This window comes from Streptomyces sp. NPDC012888 (assembly GCF_042900645.1).
Taxonomy (GTDB): Bacteria; Actinomycetota; Actinomycetes; order Streptomycetales; family Streptomycetaceae; genus Streptomyces.
The window spans coordinates 391,815-409,595 of sequence record NZ_JBIBBM010000002.1 but is presented as its reverse complement, the minus strand read 5'-3'; the positions used below and the strand labels follow the sequence as shown (position 1 = coordinate 409,595).

Here is a 17,781-nt window from a genome sequence, read left to right as displayed (position 1 = left end):
GCCGATGGTTGAGCGGATGATCGAGGAGTGTCGCGAGTGGCAGGTAGGCCCCGCCTGAGCGTCGTTGTGCCCTTTCAGGACGTCGAGATCTACCTCGAAGAGTGCCTGGAGTCCATAGCCAGGCAGACGTTCAAGGAGCTCGAGGTCATCCTGGTCGATGACGGCTCGACCGACTCCTCGACCGCGATCGCGGCCAAGTTCTGTCAGCGGGACCTGCGGTTCCGGCTCATACGCCAGCAGTCCATGGGACCCGGACATGCCCGGAATGTCGGGATCCGCGCCGCTCATCCCGAAGCGGAGTTCCTCGCATTCGTCGACGGTGACGACGTCATTCCGGAATACGCCTACGAGTTGCTGGTCCGCACGCTGGAAGACACCGGATCGGACTTCGTCTCCGGCAACGTGCAGATGATGAACTCCACCAAGAAGTGGCAGTCCCCCCTCCACAAGACGCCCATGGCGAAGAACCGGCGCGGCACCCACATCACCCGGTTCCCGGCCCTCATTTACGACCGGACCGTATGGAACAAGCTGTTCCGCCGGAGCTTCTGGGATTACCACTTCATCCAGTTCCCCGAGGGAGTCATGTATGAGGACTCCTGGGTCAACATGTTCGCGCACTTCCGCGCGGCCAAGGTGGACACCCTCACCGACATCGTCTACTTCTGGCGCCGGCGCGAGGGCGGTGCCGCCCCCTCCATCACCCAGCGGCACACCGAGTTCAGCAACCTCCAGGACCGCGTCGCCGCCGTGCGCTCGGTCAGCCAGTTCCTCGCCGGCCACCGCTCGAAGTCCTATTCCGACCACAAGCGGCAGTACGACCTCGCCTGCCTGAAGTCCGACCTGATGCTGCACCTGAAGGTGCTCCCGGACGCCGACGCCGAATACCACGACGCCTTCATGCAGTGGGCGAACGAATTCCTCGACGAGGCCGACGAGGACATCATCGACGAGCTCCCCGCCGACGCCCGGGTGAAGTGGCTCCTGGTCCGCGAGGGCCGGCTCAAGGAGCTCCTCGACGTCCTGGAGTTCGAGCGCAAGGGCGGCCCCATCCCCGTCCAGCGGCGCCTGCACCGCTACCTGAACTACCCCTACCTCGGCGACCGCTCGGTGGGTCTGGACAAGAGCGCCTTCCGGCTGGACAAGGAACTGTCCCTGCACGGCTCGCTCAGCGACGCGTACTGGGAGTCGGACACCACGCTGACCCTGGAGGGCTCCGCGTACGTCCGCTTCATCAACGTGCACAAACGGCACATGTCCATCAAGGCCCTCGCCATCCGGAACAAGAAGCAGAACCGGACGCTGGTCCAGAAGGCGAAGACCACCTACTACCCGCAGGCCACCGAGCACTCCCAGCAGAACCGCTACTGCTACGACTGGGCCGGCTTCCAGGTCCAGTTCGACGTGACCCGGCTCAAGCGCAAGGGCGAGTGGACCGAGGGCACCTGGGACGTGGCGGCCGGCGTGCTCAGCCGCGGCCTCTTCCGCTACAAGGGCATCGTCCGCGGCAGCGCCGGCAACGCGGCGAACCCGCCGTACCAGTATGTGGAGAAGAACACCCGCGTGGTGCCCCTCTTCCTCGACGGCAAGCTCAAGCTGCGCGTCGAGCGGGTCCGCTGCCGCATCACCTCCCACAAGGTGGTCGGCGACAACCTGGAGATCCGCGGCGTCTACCTCGGCCCGAAGATGCCCGAATGGGGCAAGTTCCGGGTCGCCAGCATGGGCGGCGCCGGCCGCCACGACTCCTGGGTCCACTTCCAGGAGGGCGGCGAGGGCTGGTACACCTTCGTCACCAAGGTCCCGCTCAAGGCCTTCGTCCCCGGCCACCGCATGGCCTCCGACGACGGCGTGCCGCTGACCTGGAACACCGGCAGCAACGGCTGGAAGACCACCTTCCACGTCGAGGGCCGCAAGGCGCCGATCTACCCCGTCCTCGCCGAGGACGCCCCGGACGGCCACTACCGCCTGCCCGCCTCCCTGCAGACCGAACGGGCCGACCGCGAGGTCTTCCTGCACCGCAACGGCTCCGGCTACGTCGTGCTGTTCGAGCGGGACACCCTCCCCATGGCCAGCTCCGCCACCTGGCGCGAGGACGGCTCGCTGGCCATCGTGGCCCGCTACACGGCCGAGGACACCCTCAACACCGCCGAGCTGGCCGCGGCCCACGTCGTCGTGCGCTCCCGCGCCCACGGCGCCGAGCGGGTCCTGCCCATCACCTGGCGCGGCGAGGAGTTCGGCTTCCTCCTCAAGCCCGCCGCCATGCGCACCCTCGCCGGCGAGATCCCGCTGGCGTCCGGCCGCTGGGACTTCTTCCTGCGGCGCCAGGACCCCTCCGCGGTCCCCGCCGAGGAGCGCGCCCCCGACCTCATGATCAAGATGCGTCAGGACATGATCCCGACGCTGCCCACCGACATGTGGCACGAGGAGCGCCGCTACGAGCTCCAGGCCGAGGCCTACGACCGGCTGTCGCTGCTCGTCCACTCGGCCATGCCGGACGAGGCCCGCGGCCCCTACCGGCAGAAGCTGCTGCGCACCGTCGCCTACCCGGCCGCGCGCCGCCGCCCGGTACGCCAGGCCGTGCTCTTCGACGCCTTCAAGGGCAGCCAGTACTCCGACAACCCGCGCGCGGTCCACGAGGAGATGGTCCGCCGGGGCGTGGACCTGGAACACCTGTGGGTGGTCAAGGACGACCAGGTGCAGGTCCCGCCGACCGCCCGCGCCGTCCGCATGTGGTCCCCCGAGTGGTACGACGCGCTCGCCCGGGCGAAGTACGTCGTCGCCAACAACCACCTCCCCGACTGGTTCCAGAAGCGCGAGGGCCAGATCGTCGTGCAGACCTGGCACGGCACCCCGCTCAAGCGCATCGGCCACGACATCGAGGCCGTGCACTTCGCCGACAAGCGCTACATGGAGCGGCTGGAGAAGGAGGTGCAGAACTGGGACATGCTGGTGTCCCCGAACAGCTTCAGCACCCCGATCCTCCAGCGGGCCTTCCAGTTCCCCAACGAGATGGTCGAGTGCGGCTACCCGCGCAACGACATCCTGCGCCAGGCCAACACCGGCCGGCGGGCGGAGGAGGTCCGGCGCCGGATCGGCCTGCCGCCGGGCAAGCGCGTCATCCTGTACGCGCCGACCTGGCGCGACGACCAGTACTACGCCCCGGGCAAGTACAAGCTCGACTTCCGCATCGACCTGGCCGCGGCCAAGGCGCAGCTGGGCCACGACCACGTCCTGCTGGTCCGCCGGCACCCCAACGTCGTCGACCCGGTGCCCGGCGCCGGCGACCGGTTCGTCTACGACGTGTCGGACTACCCCGACATGGCGGACCTCTCGCTCATCACCGACGTGATGATCACGGACTACTCCTCCCTGATGTTCGACTTCGTCAACACGGGGCGGCCCATCCTCTTCTTCACGTACGACCTGGACCACTACCGCGACACCCTGCGCGGCTTCTACTTCGACTTCGAGAAGTCCGCGCCGGGGCCGCTGCTGTACACCTCCGAAGACCTGGTCCACGCGATCCGGAACATCGACTACGTCCAGCACGGCTACGCCGCCCGGTACCGCTGGTTCCAGCAGGAGTTCTGCGACCTGGACGACGGCCTCGCCTCGGCGCGGCTCTCGGACCGCATCCTCATCGCGGGCGGCGACATGGACCCCTCCCAGGCCGTGGTGAGGCAGGCGCCGGCACGGACCGCCACGATCCAGGTCCCGGGACAGCCGGTGAGAGGAATGAACTCCGCTCATGTCTAAGCAGCCCCGAGCCGTCACCGGCGGCGTGGACACCTCCGGGCCGGTGCCGGTCGAGTACCGCTTCTCGCACGCGAAGAACGGCAACCGGCACCTGGTCGTGGTGTTCGCCAACCTGCACGCCCCCGAGGAGTGGGGCTGGCAGACCGGCATCCTCGACCCGCTGCGGAGCAACATCCTCTGGATCCGCGACAAGTTCGACGGCGCGAACAGCTACTACCTGTGCAAGGGAATGGACTTCTCCCTGGAGCAGGCGGTGGCCGGGGTGATCCACCGGGTCATGAACTCGCTGGGCCTCACCCCCGACCAGGTCACGATGTTCGGCAGCTCCAAGGGCGGCACCGCCGCGCTGTTCTACGGCCTGAGGTACGGCTTCCGGAACATCGTGTGCAGCGTCCCGCAGTTCCGCATCGGCACCTTCGTGCAGCGGGCCATGCCGGCCGCCGCCCGGATGATGATGGGCCAGGTGACCGAGGCCAACGTGCGGGTGCTCGACTCCGTCATGCCCGACATCGTCCGGTCCGCCGCGAACCGCTCCGCCCACATCTACCTGCTCACCTCGCCGCGCGACGAGCAGTACGGCGAACAGCTGGAGCCGTTCCTGCCGCTGTTCCAGGGCTACGAGAACTTCAACTTCGTCTACAACGAGTCCCCGCTGATCTCCGGCCACGCCAAGGTGACCCTGCGCAACGCGCCGATGATGCTGGGCCTGCTCAACCTGCTCGTCGAGGGCGTGGCCCCGCGGCTCGGGTCGGTGCGCACCGTTCCCGAGGCCCCGGAGCACGACACCTCCGGCATCGACGCCTACCTCCGGCAGACCGGCGGGACCGGGGCCGCCGGTCCCGCCCGGGCCGCGCGGCCCGCGGCGGGCGCGCAGACGGCGGGCGCACCGGCGGCGGGCGACGGCCCCCCGCCCGCCCCGCCGACCGTGACGGCGCCGGCCCCGGAGGCCCTCGTACCGGCCACCGGCATGCGCGTCACCGGGTTCGCCCCGGGCGCGGTGCGGGTCTCGTTCTGGGAGCGGGGCAAGTACCTCGGCTCCCCGCGGGTCGCCGCGGACGGCAGCTGGGCCTGGGAGCCGGACCGCCCGTGGACCCCGGGCCGGCACGTGGTCAAGTACCTCGCGGTCGACGCCGCCAACCGCTTCTCGGAGCGCAGCGAGCTGGCCTTCACGGTGGTGGAGCAGGGCGCCCACCAGCAGCAGGCCGCCCAGGCACCGGCCGCGCAGCAGTACGCGGCCGCGCCGGCCGGGCAGCAGTACGCGGCCGCGCCGGCCGGGCAGCAGTACCGGTCCGAGCCCGCCCCGCGGCTCCAGCACGTCCCGGCGGGGCCGCAGCTCCACCACGTGCCGCCCGGCCACCAGCCGCCGCAGCCGCCCGGCCACCACGTACAGCCCGGGGCCGGGTATCCGGCCGCAGCGGAGCCGGGCGCCCACCCGCAGGTGCCGACCAGGTGGTGAGCCGTGTCGTCTCCCGTCTGCCCATGCCCGGGAAGCGGGCGAGAGGAATGAAGTCCGCACATGTCCAAGCCCACTAAGAAGAGCGCGCGTCCCACGGTCACCGGCGTCGACACGTCCGGCCCGGTGCCCATCGAGTACCGGTTCTCGCACGCCAAGAACGGCAACCGGCACCTCGTCGTGGTCTTCGCCAACTTCAACGCCCCGGACGAGTACGGCTGGTCCAACGGCGTCCTCGACCAGCTGCGCGCCAACGTGCTGTGGATCCGCGACCTGTTCGACGGGGCGCAGAGCTACTACCTGTGCAAGGGGATGGACTTCTCCCTGGAGCAGTCGGTGGCCGGGGTGATCCACCGGGTCATGGCCTCCCTGGGCAGCACGCCGGACGACTGCACCATGCTGGGCAGCTCCAAGGGCGGCACGGCGGCGCTGTTCTTCGGCCTGAAGTACGGCTTCCGCAACATCGTCAGCAGCGTGCCCCAGTTCCACGTGGGCACGTACGTCAGCAGGCTGCCCAGGGCGCGCAAGCTGATGATGGGCGAGGTGACGCCGGACAAGATCCGGATCCTCGACCAGGTCGTACCGGACGTGGTGCGCGCCGGTAACCGGTCCGCCAACGTCTACCTGATCACCTCGCCCAGCGACGAGCAGTACAAGGAGCAGGTCGAACCCTTCGTCGGCCTGTTCCAGGGGTACGAGAACTTCAACTTCCTGTACAGCGTCTCGCCGCTGATCAAGAAGCACCCCGAGGTGACCCCGCGCTGCCTGCCGTTCATGATGGGCCTGCTCCAGCAGCTGGCCGAGGGGCTGGTGCCGCGGTTCGGCATGGTGAGCACCATCCCGGAGCGTCCGGAGGCGGACCGGTCCGGCATCGAGAGCTACCTGAAGCAGACCTCGAAGGTCACCCAGGAACTTCGCACGCCGACCGTGACCTACCCGGCGCCGGAGTCCCAGGTCCCGCCCCGGCTGCGGTTCACCGGCTTCGCGCCGGGCGCGGCCCGGGTCTCCTTCTGGGAGAAGGGCAAGTACGTGGGCTCCCCGACGCTCGCGGCGGACGGCAGCTGGACCTGGGATCCGGACCGCCAGTGGACCCCGGGCCGGCACGTGCTGCGGTACTTCTCCGCCGACTCGGCGGGCCGGTACTCGGAGCGCGGCGAGCTGGCGTTCACCGTGGTCGAGAACGCCTACCCGCCTCAGCAGCAGGCCGGGCCGCCGGCCCAGCCCGTGCCCGCCCAGCACGTACCGGCGCAGGGACAGTACGTGCCCGCGGGCCAGTACGTGCCGGCCGGCCAGTACGTCCCGCCGGGTCAGCACGTGCCGCCGGCCGGCCCGTACGCCCCGGCCGGCCCGGGGTACCCGGCGGACCATGGGTACCCGCCCGACCCGGGTTACCCGGCGGACCCGGGATACCCGGCGGACCCGGGATACCCGGCGGACCCGGGATACCCGGCGGACCCGGGTTACCCGGCCCCCGAGCCGGGTTACCCCTCCGACCCCGGTTACCCCTCCGACCCGGGCTACCCGCCGTACCGGGGGGCCGGAGGCCAGCAGCAGGTCCCGGCCCAGTGGTGAACCCCGTCATCTCCCTCCCCATGCCCGCGCAGCGGGCGAGAGGAACGAGCTCCGCAGATGTCCAAGCCCACTAAGAAGAGCAACCGCCCCACCGTCACCGGCATAGACAGCTCGGGACCGGTGCCGGTCGAGTACCGGTTCGCCCACGCGCGGAACGACAACCGGCACCTGGTGGTGGTCTTCGCGAACTACACGGCGCCGCAGGAGTACGGCTGGTCCACCGGCACCCTGGACCAGGTGCGCGCCAACATCCTGTGGATCCGCGACCTCTTCGACGGTGCGAACAGCTACTACCTGTGCAAGGGGATGGACTTCTCCCTGGAGCAGTCGGTGGCCGCGGTGATCCACCGCGTGATGAACTCGCTGGGGCTCACCCCCGAGCAGGTCACCATGTTCGGCAGCTCCAAGGGCGGCACCGCCGCGATGTTCTTCGGCCTGAAGTACGGCTTCGGGAACGTCGTCAGCAGCGTGCCCATGCTCCGCGTCGGCACCTCGGCCCGGGCCCGCGTGCCCGCCGCCGCCAAGCTGATGATGGGCGAGGTCAACGACGAGAACACGGCGATCATCGACCGGGTCCTGCCCGACACGATCCGCAACGGCAACCGGTCCACCAACATCTACCTGCTCTCCTCGCCCAACGACGAGCACTTCGCCGAGCAGCTGGAGCCGTACCTGCCGCTCTTCCAGGGCTACCCGAACTTCAACTTCATCTACAACGTCTCGCCGCTGATCACCCGTCACCCCGAGGTGACGCTGCGCTGCCTGCCGTTCATGGTCGGCCTGCTGCACCAGCTGGTCGAGGGCGTCACCCCCCGCTTCGGCTCGGCCACCACCCGGCCGGAGGAGCCCGGCCGGGACAAGTCGGGCATCGAGGGCTACCTCAAGCAGACCTCGCTGATCAACGACTCCGTCCCGCAGCCCATGGTGACCTACCCCGAGGCCAACGCCCGCGTCCCCGCCGCCGGCCTGGTGCTGTCCGGCGTCGCCCCGGGCGCGGTCCGGGTCAGCCTCTGGGAGAACGGCAAGCACATCGGCTCCGCGCCGGTGGCCGGCGACGGCACCTGGCGGTGGCAGCCGGAACGGCAGATGAGCATCGGCCGGCACGCCATCAGGCTGTTCTCCGCGGACGGCGCGAACCGCCAGTCCACGCGCGCGGAGGTGGTGTTCACCGCCATGAAGGAGGTCTTCGAGACGGTGACCCAGCCCGGCCAGGCGGCGGGGCAGCAGCTCACCCTGACGGTCACCACGCCCGGCCCGCACCAGCAGCTCCCCGGCCCCGTCGTGAACTTCGTCGGCTTCGCGCCCGGCGCCGTGCGCGTCGACTTCCAGGAGGCCGGGGTGGGGCTGGGCTCCTGCGCGGTGCGTCCGGACGGCTCGTGGATCTGGGAGCCCGGCTGGGCCTGGCACGACGGCCCGCACTCCGTGGAGGCCATCGCCGTCGACGCGGTGGGCAACTACTCGGCCTGGGTGTCCGTCCCCTTCACCACCCTGGGACCGCCCGCCGGCCCGCAGGGCGGCGGCCACGCCCCCTCCCACGGCTACGGGGTGCCCGCGCAGAACGGCGGCTTCTTCGACGCCCGGATGTGATCGCAGAACAGGACGGACGGCGCGAGGGGGACGGGGGCGGAGGGCTGGGGTGTCCGGGACGTAAAGCGTGATTTGCGGCGCGACCCCGTCCCACCGCCAAGCTCCTCGCGGGCGCCGTGAATCATGCAGTCCCGGACACCCCTGCCCGGAGCCCCCCGCCCCCCCCCCCCCCCCCCCCCCCCCCCCCCCCCCCCCCCCCCGCGCCCCCCCCCCCCCCCCGGCCCCCGCCCCCCGACCGGCCCCGCCCCCGGCGCCCGCCCCCGGGCCTCGACGCGACGGGCGTCAGCGCCCCCCGGCCGTGGAGATCTGCATCACCAGCGGCTGGTGATCCGAGTACCGGGTCTCGAAGGTGTCGCACCCGAGCCGCGGCATCGCCGTGAAGAGGTAGTCCAGCTTCACGCCGCCCTTGTGGGTGGGCCTGCCGGTCCGCTTCTCGCCCAGCTGGTCGCACTCCTGGTACACCGTGTACGCCTCGGCCGGCCAGATCCAGGCCGTGCTGCGGTCCACCGGCGGCTTGGAGTTGAAGTCGCCGCCGAACACCGTCCGCTTGTCGGAGGCCTCGACCAGCGTGCGCAGCTGGGAGCCGCGCATCTCCTGCTCCGGGCGGGCCGCGTTGGCGGGCAGCATCACGTGCGCGTTGCAGGCGCGGATCGCCAGCGCGGGCAGGTCGGCGCACATGAACGCGCGCTGGATGCCGGTGGCCGGCTGCTGGACGTCGATGACCTGCACGTTCTCCAGCGGGGAGGCGGCCAGCAGACCGATGCCCGCCTCGCCGCTGCCCTGCCCCTCGCACCGGACCGGGTTCCGCTCACCGCTCGTGGCCGCCTGGATGTACGGCTCGAAGGTGCTGTGCCAGTCCGGGCCCATGCGCTTCGCCGTGGCCCGCAGGTCGTCCGAGCACACCTCCTGGAGCAGCATCACGCGCACGCCGCGGTCCTCGGCCAGCTTGCGCAGCTGACGCGCCTTGTCCGTCGGGCTGCCGGTGCCCGGGCAGCCGCCCCAGCGGTCCGGTCCGCAGATGTTCCACGTGGCGACGGTCACACGTCCGGGCTCCTCACCGCGAGGGACCATGGCGGCGGGCTTGTCGCCGGAAGCGGACGTGCAGGCGGCCAGGGGCAGCAGTGCGAACACCGCCACCGCGCGGGCGAGCCGCCCGCGCACCCGCCGCTTCGTGGTTTCTCTCGGATAGCGCATTGGGACATCATTGAGCATGACGCGCCGCTTCCCCGCATCACGGTCCGTCAGCTCACCGCCGGTACCAGGATCGCCGTTCGCCGCCGCTCGTCGCCGTTCGTCGCAGGTCTGCCTTGCGGTAGGCGGGATTCGAGCGTATAGGCTGCCGTCGAAGCCTTGATCGACCGCAGCGGGGGACGCGCCGGATGCTGACGTACCAGGAAGTCATGACGACCGACTTCGCGGGCCTTCTGACCGCGGCGGACAAGTGGCAGTCCATGGCCGACGAGATACGCAAGGTCGAGGAACGCTACCGGGACAGCGTGCAGAAGATCCACATGGGCGGCACCTGGACCGGCGTCAGCGCCTCGGTCTCCGTGACGAACTTCGCCGCCACCCGGTACGAGTACCAGGCCGCGCAGACCCAGGCGAAGGCCACCGCCACCCTGCTGCGCAACGGCCACCAGCAGTTCTCCGAGCTGAAGAAGACGCTGGAGAACGCCAAGGCGGACGCCGTGAAGGCGGGCATGAAGGTCTCGGACGCGGGCGTCGTCACCTTCGACACGGAGAAGCTGAGCGCCGCCGAGAAGAACGCCATGCGGCACGACCCGGACTACATGGCCAGCGTCCGCAAGTCCGAGCAGTCCTGGAACGACTACATCAAGGAATGCGTCAAGGCGATCGACGAGGCCGACCAGGACCTGAAGAAGGACCTGGAGGCCGTGGTCGTCGACGGGCTGGGCGGCAAGGGTGACGGAACCCTCGGCACAGGCTTCAACGGCAACGCCGGCGCGGTCGCCGACGCCGACAACGCCCAGAAGCAGGACCGGATGGACCTCGCCTGGGCGAAGAAGCGGGACAACGAGACCCTCGACGACTGGCTGGAGCGCCTCCAGAAGGAGGGCATCACCCGGCTCTCGGGCAACGCCAAGCTCGCCGACCTGATCATGCAGGTCCAGAAGGGCACGATCACGGCCGGCATGTTCGCCACGGCGCTCACCGCCGTCGGCATGAACTCCTACAAGCTGCACAAGTACTTCAAGGACCTCAAGCTCGGCAACTTCCCGGCGCAGTTCAACTCGCCCAGCACCCTGGTGCCGCGCACCGTCAACTCCCGCCTGGCCGGGGCCGCGCCCGGCGGCCTGCTCAGCAAGCTGCCGCCCAACGTGGTGGGCGCCCTGACCGGCTCCGACGAGGCGGCCATGTGGGGCGGCAAGATGAAGCACGGCAAGTTCTTCATCCCGGTCGCCTCCGAGGCCAACCTGATCACCGTCGCCAAGCAGGGCGGCATGGGCAACGCGCTGAAGGCGGCCGGCTGGCTGCGCGGCGCGGGCGTGGTCGGCGGCGTGGCCGGTACCGCGTACGGCATCGCCAACCTCGCCACCTACGACACCGACATGATCAAGGCGAAGCCGGAGAAGTTCGCCAGCGACCTGACCGGCACGCTGTTCAGCGGTTCCATGACCGCCATGATGGTCGCGCCGAACCCGGTCACCGCCGGTCTGGCCGTCGGCACCGGCATCGCCTACGGCGCCTCCCTGGCCTGGGAGCACCGCGAGGCCATCGGCAACGCCTTCGAGAAGGCCGGGGACGGCCTCGTCAGCGGCGCGAAGAAGCTCGGCAGCGCGCTGAACCCGTTCGACTAGAGGCAGCAGAGTAGGCAGGCAGCAGATGCACATCCAGACCGCTCCGTTCACCCTGAACGCCTGGCAGGGCGGCGGGAAGGGCGAGCCCGCACGGCACGGCTTCCGCGGCACCTCGCCCGAGTGGGGCGAGATCACCGTCTCCTCGCTGCCGAGCCCCGCCGAGGACGTGTGCGCCGTACAGGTCCTCGGCGGCCACCTGCCGGAAGCCGTGTACGAGTCGCGCGGCATCCAGGTGGTGATCGCCGAACGCCCCACCCTCAACGGGGCCACCCTGCGCGTCGGCGGCGCCCACGCCTACCTGAAGCGGAACCGGTGGGCGGCCACCCACCGCGGCCGCGCCCTGCACCTGAAGCACGCCGGCGACCGCTACCGGCTGTGGGCCGTCAACCGGCGCTCCTACGTCCTGCACCGCGCCGCGGACAACGAGGACCGCGGGGTGACCGTCACCGTCCGCGAGGCCGGGTTCGGCAAGCGCAAGCGGGCCGAGGTGACGGTGGCGGGCCGCGCGGTGGGCGCCGACATCGCGCTCGCGGTGCTCTTCACCGGGGTCGACCGGTCCGCGCTCACCCGGCGCGGAGCGGTCCGTTCCGGCATCTCGCGGGTGTTCCACGTCGCCGCCGACAGCGCCCTCACCTGACCACCACCCGACCGACCACGAACCGAGCGAGTGACCGCATGCCTTCCTATGACCTTTCCCGGGGCCGTTTCCGCCTGAGCGACGAGCACATGATGGTGCTCATCGCGGAGGCGGCGGGCCAACCCGCCCCCGCCGAGCTGCTGCAGGCCCGCGAGCAGCTGCGGACCTGTGGTCTGATCACCGAGGAAGGGCTCCTCGCGCACGTCCTCCAGCCGGTGCTGGAGACGGTGATGGAGCCCTCGGTCGTCGTGTCGCTGGAGACCGCCGGGCGGCAGGGGAACCTGCACCACGGCCTGTTCATCGGCCGGGAGGGCGCCGTCTCCCACCACGCCTGGCCGGACACCGACGAGTCCGAGTACGCCATGGTCGAGCCCCGGACCGCCGTCTTCGTGCTGGCCGACCTCGTCAACCTCCAGCAGTCCCGGCCCGTGGAAGGGGCAGGCGGGGTGGTCGAGACCCGGCTGGGCACCGTCGAGGCCGGGGTCAACGCCCTCGTCGGCGTACCGTTCGCCGAGCTGGTGGACAACGAGCGCGCGTACATCCGCAAGGCCCTCGACGGCGCGGACGCCACCCTCGGCGACGAGCAGGCCGCCCTGCTCACCGAGCTGATCGCCGAGGTCCGGGCCAGCTGGCGGATGACCGCCGCCTGGCAGGCGCACGAGGACGGCCAGGACGGCGTCGCCGGCCGCGGCATCGCCGTCTGGGACTGCGGCCCGCTGGGCTACTGGCACCGCGAGCTGCCGGAGGAGCCGGTGGGCGAAGGCGACATCGGCCCGGACACCCCGACCCGGCTGGTGCGCATTCCCGCGAAGCGGGTGTGGGAGCTGATCGCCGGCCTGCTGCCCGAGGAGCACGAGCTCCGCGGGGCCTGACGACCGGCGGCCTCCCGGAGGGCTCAGCCCACCGGGAGGCCGGTGGGCTCCTTGATGCGCTTCATGATGATCTGCGAGTTCACCTCGGTCACCCCCGACAGCGCGGTGAGCTGTTCGATCCACAGCCGCTCGTACGCGCGCAGGTCGGCGACCGCGATCCGCAGCAGGCAGCCGGGGCTGCCGAACAGCCGGTAGGCCTCGATGACGTCCGGGATCTCCGTCAGCGCCGCCTCGAAGGCCTCGACCGACTCCCGGTCGCGGCGCACCTCCACCGACACCAGCACCTCGAAGCCGCGCCCGACGGCCTCCGGGTCGATCACCGCGCGGTAGCCCTGGATCACCCCGTCCTGCTCCAGCTGCCGCACACGGCGCATGCAGGGGGAGGGCGTCAGCCCCACCCGCTGGGCCAGCTCCTGGTTGCTGAGCCGCCCGTCCTTCTGGAGCTCACGCAAGATTTCGCGATCGATTGCGTCCATGACGCAATCATCCCCTACGCTCCCGGCGCCGACCTGCCGGAACTCGCAAGCACATTGCGCGCATAACTCCCTACCATGGCGCGTTGGGAAAGATTCGCGTGTACGTGCGAGGGGAAGGGCGGGACCAGGCGTGGGACGCATCGTCGTCATCAGTACCGGCGGCACCATAGCGAGCCGCTGGCAGGGATCGGGTTTCGCCGCGGACGCCGACGGCCGGGAGGTCGTGGCCACCGCGCCGCTGCCGGAGGACGTCACCGTCGAGGTCGTCGACCTGTTCAGCGTGAACAGCCCCCGGCTGACCACCGCCCACCAGCTCACCCTGCTCCGCACCGTCCACGAGGTGCTCGCCGACCCCGGTGTCCAGGGCGTCGTGGTCACCCACGGCACCGACACCCTGGAGGAGTCGGCCTTCCTCGTCGACCTGCACCACCACGACGAGCGCAGCGTCGTCTTCACCGGCGCCCAGCTGCCGATGGGCATCGAGGACGGCGACGGCCCCGGCAACCTCTACGACGCCCTGCTCGTCGCCGCCACCACCCGCGGCCTCGGCGTCCTGGTCTCCTTCGCCGGCCGGGTGCACGCCGCGCGCGGCACGGTCAAGACCCAGACGCTGGTCGCCGACGCGTTCGCCGACCCGTCGGGGGAGTGGGTCGGCAAGACCGGCTTCGGCAAGGTCACCGTGCTGCGGCAGCCGCAGCGCCCGCGGCCCCTCGCCCTGCCGGGCATGCCGGAAGCCCTGCCCCGCGTGGACATGGTCATGCACCACGCCGACGCCGACCCGCTGCTGTTCCGCGCGGCCGTCGACGCCGGCGCCCGGGGCATGGTGCTGGTCGCCACCGGCGCCGGCAACGCCACCCCGGAGTTCGTGGAGGCGGTCGCCGAAGCCACCGCCCGCGGGGTCCTGGTCGCCCTCACCACGCGGGTGCAGTCCGGCCCCGTCACCGAGATCTACACCCACGGCGGCGCGGTCGACCTGGTCGCCGCCGGCGCCGTCCCGACCGGCACCCTGCGCGCCGGCCAGTCCCGCATCGCCGTGCTCTCCGCCCTCCTCGCCTCCGACGACCGGGCGGAACAGGAGCGGATGCTCCGGCTGGCCCTCGGCGCGGGGGAGTCGAAACCGCTGGTCGGCGCGTAACTCCGGGCGGGGGAAGCGGCGTTCGGCACGTAGGATCGTCCCCGGGGCATCGGCTCGAAGCTCGCGGGGGGCGCGTACATGGAACCGGGGACCATCGGCATCAGGCTGGCGTCGAGCGTGCTCGGCCCACTGGTCCGGAAGCTCTTCGTCACCGAGGGCCCGGGCGCGGGCGTCGTCGACAAGCCGGTCCGGATCTCCGGGTACGTCTCCTTCCGGGGCGAGAAGCGGAGCCTGACCGAGGCGGACGTGCGCGGCCTCGCCGGGAAGATCGTCAAGCACGCCCTGCGGACCGGTGGCGAGCGGCCGATCGCCGGCGACGAGGAGCAGGCGGTCACCGACGCGCTGGCCACCACGCTGCACGCACTCGGCGACCTCAAGATCACCGACCTGGACGCGGTCCGGCTGGGCGCGCACGACTTCGCCCGCGCCCTGCGCCGCGCCGCCGAGGCGGCGACCGGCGACCCGACCCGCGAACTGAGCGCCGACGCCACGTACTTCCACGCGCGGCTGCTCGACTCGGCCTGCCTGCACATCCTCCACTTCTTCACCCAGCGCTCCACCTTCGTGGCCCACACCCTGGTCGAACAGACCCGCGCGGTCGCCGACCTCACGGCGAAGGTCGACGAACTGATCCGCCGCAACCCGCTGCCGGGGGCGGAGGACGCCGCGTTCGAACAGGAGTACCTGCGGCACGTCGCGAAGCGGCACGGCCGGCTGACGATCTACGGCATCGACCTCAACCGCAGCCCGGCCCGGTGGCCGCTGGACGTGGCGTACCTGAGCCTGGAGGCCACCTCGACGTCCCCGCCGTGGCCGCACTACGACGACCCGTGCGTACACCTGCCGGCATACGACGGGCCCCCCGACGCCGAGCCCGAGCCCGAGCCCGAGCCCGACGAGCAGCCCGCAGCTATGCCGGACGAGGTCGCCGAGCAGTTCTACGCCCCGGAACGCATCGAGGAGGAGCTGGAGCACCAGGAGTACCACCGCAGGCTCGACGAGTACTGGCAGCGGAACCGTCACTCACAACCCGCGGACGAGGTGCTCGCCGGCAGCCGCCGCGTGCTGCTGCGGGGTGAGGCCGGATCGGGCAAGACCACGCTGGTGCAGTGGCTGGCCGTGGGCACCACCGGGCAGGGCCCGGCCCCGGCCATGGCGTACCTGCACGACCGGATCCCGTTCGTGCTGACCCTCCGCACGATCATCCGCAACGGCGGCCGGCTGCCCGCGCCTAGGGACTTCCTCGCCGCCGTCGACTCCCCGCTCGCCGGTTCCCAGCCGGACGGCTGGGAGCGGCGCGTCCTCGCGGCCGGCCGCGGCCTGGTACTCATCGACGGCATCGACGAGGTCCCCGAGCGGGAGCGCGAGCGGACCCGCCGCTGGCTGCGGGACCTGATGGAGGCGTACGACGGGGACAACCGCTGGCTGGTGACCTCCCGCCCGTCCGCCGTGGGCGAGCGGTGGCTGGCGGAGGAGGGGTTCGACGAGCTCACCCTGTCCGCCATGGGTCCCGCCGAGGTCGCCACGTTCATCCGGCGCTGGCACACGGCCGCCCGGCCGGACGCCGAGGACCGGGCGGAGCTCGACGCGTACGAGCAGCAGCTGCTCACCGCCGTGCGGACCAAGCCCGACCTCGGCCGGCTGGCCACCAACCCGCTGATGTGCGGGCTGATCTGCGCCCTGCACCGGGACCGGCGCGGCTACCTGCCGCACGGCCGCAAGGACCTCTACGAGGCCGCGCTGTCCATGCTGCTGAGCCGCCGCGACCGTGAGCGCGACATCGAGGTCCCCGAACTCGGCGAGGACGCCCAGCTCGACCTGCTCCAGCGGCTCGCCTACTGGCTGATCAAGAACGGCCGTACCGAGCTGGACCGTTCACGGGCCGAGGACATCATCGGCCGGGCCCTTCCCGCCGTGCCCGAGCTGGCCGCCCTCGGCGACGCCACCGCCGTCTACGACCACTTCCTGTTGCGCAGCGGACTGCTGCGCGAACCCGCCCCGGACGCGGTCGACTTCGTCCACAAGACCTTCCAGGACTTCCTGGGGGCGCGCGCGGCAGTGGAGGAGGGCGACTTCGGCCTGCTGATCGGCCACGCGGCCGACGACCAGTGGGAGGACGTCATCCGCATGGCCGTCGCCCTCGCGAAGCCGCGTGAGCGGGCCGAGATCCTCCGCGGGCTGCTGGCCGCGGGGGACAAGTCCGCCGACCGGCGGACCCGGTCCCGGGTATACCTGCTGGCCGCGGCCTGCCTGGAGCAGGCCAGCGTGCTCGAACCGGCCGTGCGGGAAGCCGTGGAGCGCCGCACCGCCAGGCTCGTCCCGCCCAAGGACGAGGACGAGGCACGCGCCCTGGCCGAGGCCGGCCCGCTGGTCCTCGGGCTGCTGCCGGGCCCGAAGGGACTCGGCGACCACGACGCCTACCTGGTGACCGTCGCCGCCTCCCACGTGACGTCCGACGCCGCCCTGCCGTTCCTGGCGCAGTACGCCCGGCACCCCTTCCGCCCGGTCCGCTCCCAGCTCGTGTGGGCGTGGCCGCGCTTCGACCTCGCCGCCTACGCCGACGAGGTCATCGCCCGGCTGGACCCCGACGCGCTCCTGTACACCGTCCGGTCGGCGGAGCAGCTGGAACTCCTCCGGCGGCTTCCGGAGCGGCCCGCCCGCCTGGACGTCCGCGCCGGGGTCCCGCTCGAACGCCTCGCCTCCTACGCCGGCGAGACCGCGCTGAGCGACCTGATGCTCGCCCACCCCGAGGTCACCGACCTCGGGTTCCTGGCCTCACAGGGGACCCTGACGGAACTGGACGCACAGGACTGCCCCGGGCTCACGGACCTCTCGGCGATCGGAGGGCTGCCGATCGAGTTCCTGGCCATCGGCGGCACCCCCGACCTCCGCCGGCATCCGGTCGCGATGCTTCCGGCCCTGCGTTATCTCGCGGTCGCCTTCGCCTGGGGTGCGGACTGGGACGTCGAGGCGCTGCCCTCCGGCCCCCTGCTGCAGAACCTGCACCTGGAGTGCCCGGACCGGCCCCTGCGCGGGCTGGCCGGTCTGAGCGCCTTCCGAGAGCTCGAAGCCCTGCACCTCAGCCCCGGAGTCGGACCCTCCTCGGCGGAGGACTGGTCGGAGGTCGCCGCCCTGCCCCTGCTGAACCACCTGACCGTGACCGCGCACTCCTTCCTGAGCCTTCCCGCGGGAACGGTCCTGCCCTCGGTCTCCACCGTCGAGCTCCGGGGCCGCGGTTCCTACGACGCCCAGCTGACCCTGGACCGGGTGCGGGACTCCTGCCCCCGGCTTCAGAGGTTTGCCATGGCCGGGGCCCCGGGAGCCGTGGGCGATCTGGACCTGGCGGGGCTGGCGGAGGTGTCCGGGCTGCGGTCCCTCGTCCTGCCGGTGCCGCCGGAGCGCGTCCGCAACGCCGACGCCCTCCCGGCCGGGGTGCGGGTGCGCTACCCCTGACCGGGGGCCGGGCCGTGGTAC

General features: G+C 71.5%; 11 protein-coding genes. 9 read left to right on the top strand and 2 right to left on the bottom strand.

The features are described 5' to 3' along the window. Positions 1-66 precede the first annotated feature (66 nt). From ACFY61_RS04210 to ACFY61_RS04195, 4 genes are read left to right on the top strand one after another with little or no spacing between them, the layout of a single operon-like run. Positions 67-3,756: a CDP-glycerol glycerophosphotransferase family protein gene (locus ACFY61_RS04210; protein ID WP_389466709.1), complete on the top strand. Its 3,690-nt coding sequence runs from the start codon at positions 67-69 to the stop codon at positions 3,754-3,756. Beyond that, a complete protein-coding gene (locus tag ACFY61_RS04205; protein ID WP_389466708.1) occupies positions 3,749-5,212 on the top strand; it encodes a hypothetical protein in 1,464 nt (487 codons plus the stop codon). Before ACFY61_RS04210 ends, ACFY61_RS04205 begins: the two co-directional genes overlap by 8 nt. Before the next feature lie 60 nt (positions 5,213-5,272). Beyond that, positions 5,273-6,781, top strand: coding sequence for a hypothetical protein (locus ACFY61_RS04200; RefSeq protein WP_389466705.1), 1,509 nt, complete (start codon positions 5,273-5,275; stop codon positions 6,779-6,781). 57 nt (positions 6,782-6,838) lie between these two features. Beyond that, positions 6,839-8,368: a hypothetical protein gene (locus ACFY61_RS04195; protein ID WP_389466703.1), complete on the top strand. Its 1,530-nt coding sequence runs from the start codon at positions 6,839-6,841 to the stop codon at positions 8,366-8,368. A 282-nt stretch (positions 8,369-8,650) separates the two neighbouring features. Here the strand turns inward: ACFY61_RS04195 and ACFY61_RS04190 are convergent, their stop codons facing one another. Then, positions 8,651-9,562, bottom strand: a complete 912-nt coding sequence (locus tag ACFY61_RS04190; protein WP_389466701.1) for an endonuclease/exonuclease/phosphatase family protein — start codon at positions 9,560-9,562, stop codon at positions 8,651-8,653. A 206-nt stretch (positions 9,563-9,768) separates the two neighbouring features. Between ACFY61_RS04190 and ACFY61_RS04185 the strand changes: the two genes are divergently transcribed. The 3 genes from ACFY61_RS04185 to ACFY61_RS04175 are packed head-to-tail and all read left to right on the top strand — an operon-like array spanning position 9,769 to position 12,696. Continuing rightward, on the top strand, positions 9,769-11,187 hold the full coding sequence (locus ACFY61_RS04185) for a hypothetical protein (RefSeq protein ID WP_389466699.1): 1,419 nt from the start codon (positions 9,769-9,771) through the stop codon (positions 11,185-11,187). A 25-nt stretch (positions 11,188-11,212) separates the two neighbouring features. Beyond that, positions 11,213-11,824, top strand: coding sequence for a hypothetical protein (locus ACFY61_RS04180; RefSeq protein ID WP_389466697.1), 612 nt, complete (start codon positions 11,213-11,215; stop codon positions 11,822-11,824). 38 nt (positions 11,825-11,862) lie between these two features. Further along, positions 11,863-12,696, top strand: coding sequence for a histidine kinase (locus ACFY61_RS04175; RefSeq protein WP_389466695.1), 834 nt, complete (start codon positions 11,863-11,865; stop codon positions 12,694-12,696). A 23-nt stretch (positions 12,697-12,719) separates the two neighbouring features. Here ACFY61_RS04175 and ACFY61_RS04170 read toward each other — a convergent pair whose 3' ends face one another. After that, the gene (locus ACFY61_RS04170) at positions 12,720-13,172 is read right to left on the bottom strand and encodes an Lrp/AsnC family transcriptional regulator (protein WP_389466693.1); all 453 of its coding nucleotides are present in this window, start codon (positions 13,170-13,172) and stop codon (positions 12,720-12,722) included. Between the two features lie 130 nt (positions 13,173-13,302). Here ACFY61_RS04170 and ACFY61_RS04165 point away from each other — a divergent pair, with 130 nt between their 5' ends. Both ACFY61_RS04165 and ACFY61_RS04160 read left to right on the top strand, forming a co-directional pair. Further along, positions 13,303-14,307, top strand: a complete 1,005-nt coding sequence (locus tag ACFY61_RS04165) for an asparaginase (RefSeq protein ID WP_389466690.1) — start codon at positions 13,303-13,305, stop codon at positions 14,305-14,307. A 78-nt stretch (positions 14,308-14,385) separates the two neighbouring features. Then, the gene (locus tag ACFY61_RS04160) at positions 14,386-17,760 is read left to right on the top strand and encodes an NACHT domain-containing protein (protein WP_389466687.1); all 3,375 of its coding nucleotides are present in this window, start codon (positions 14,386-14,388) and stop codon (positions 17,758-17,760) included. Positions 17,761-17,781 lie beyond the last annotated feature (21 nt).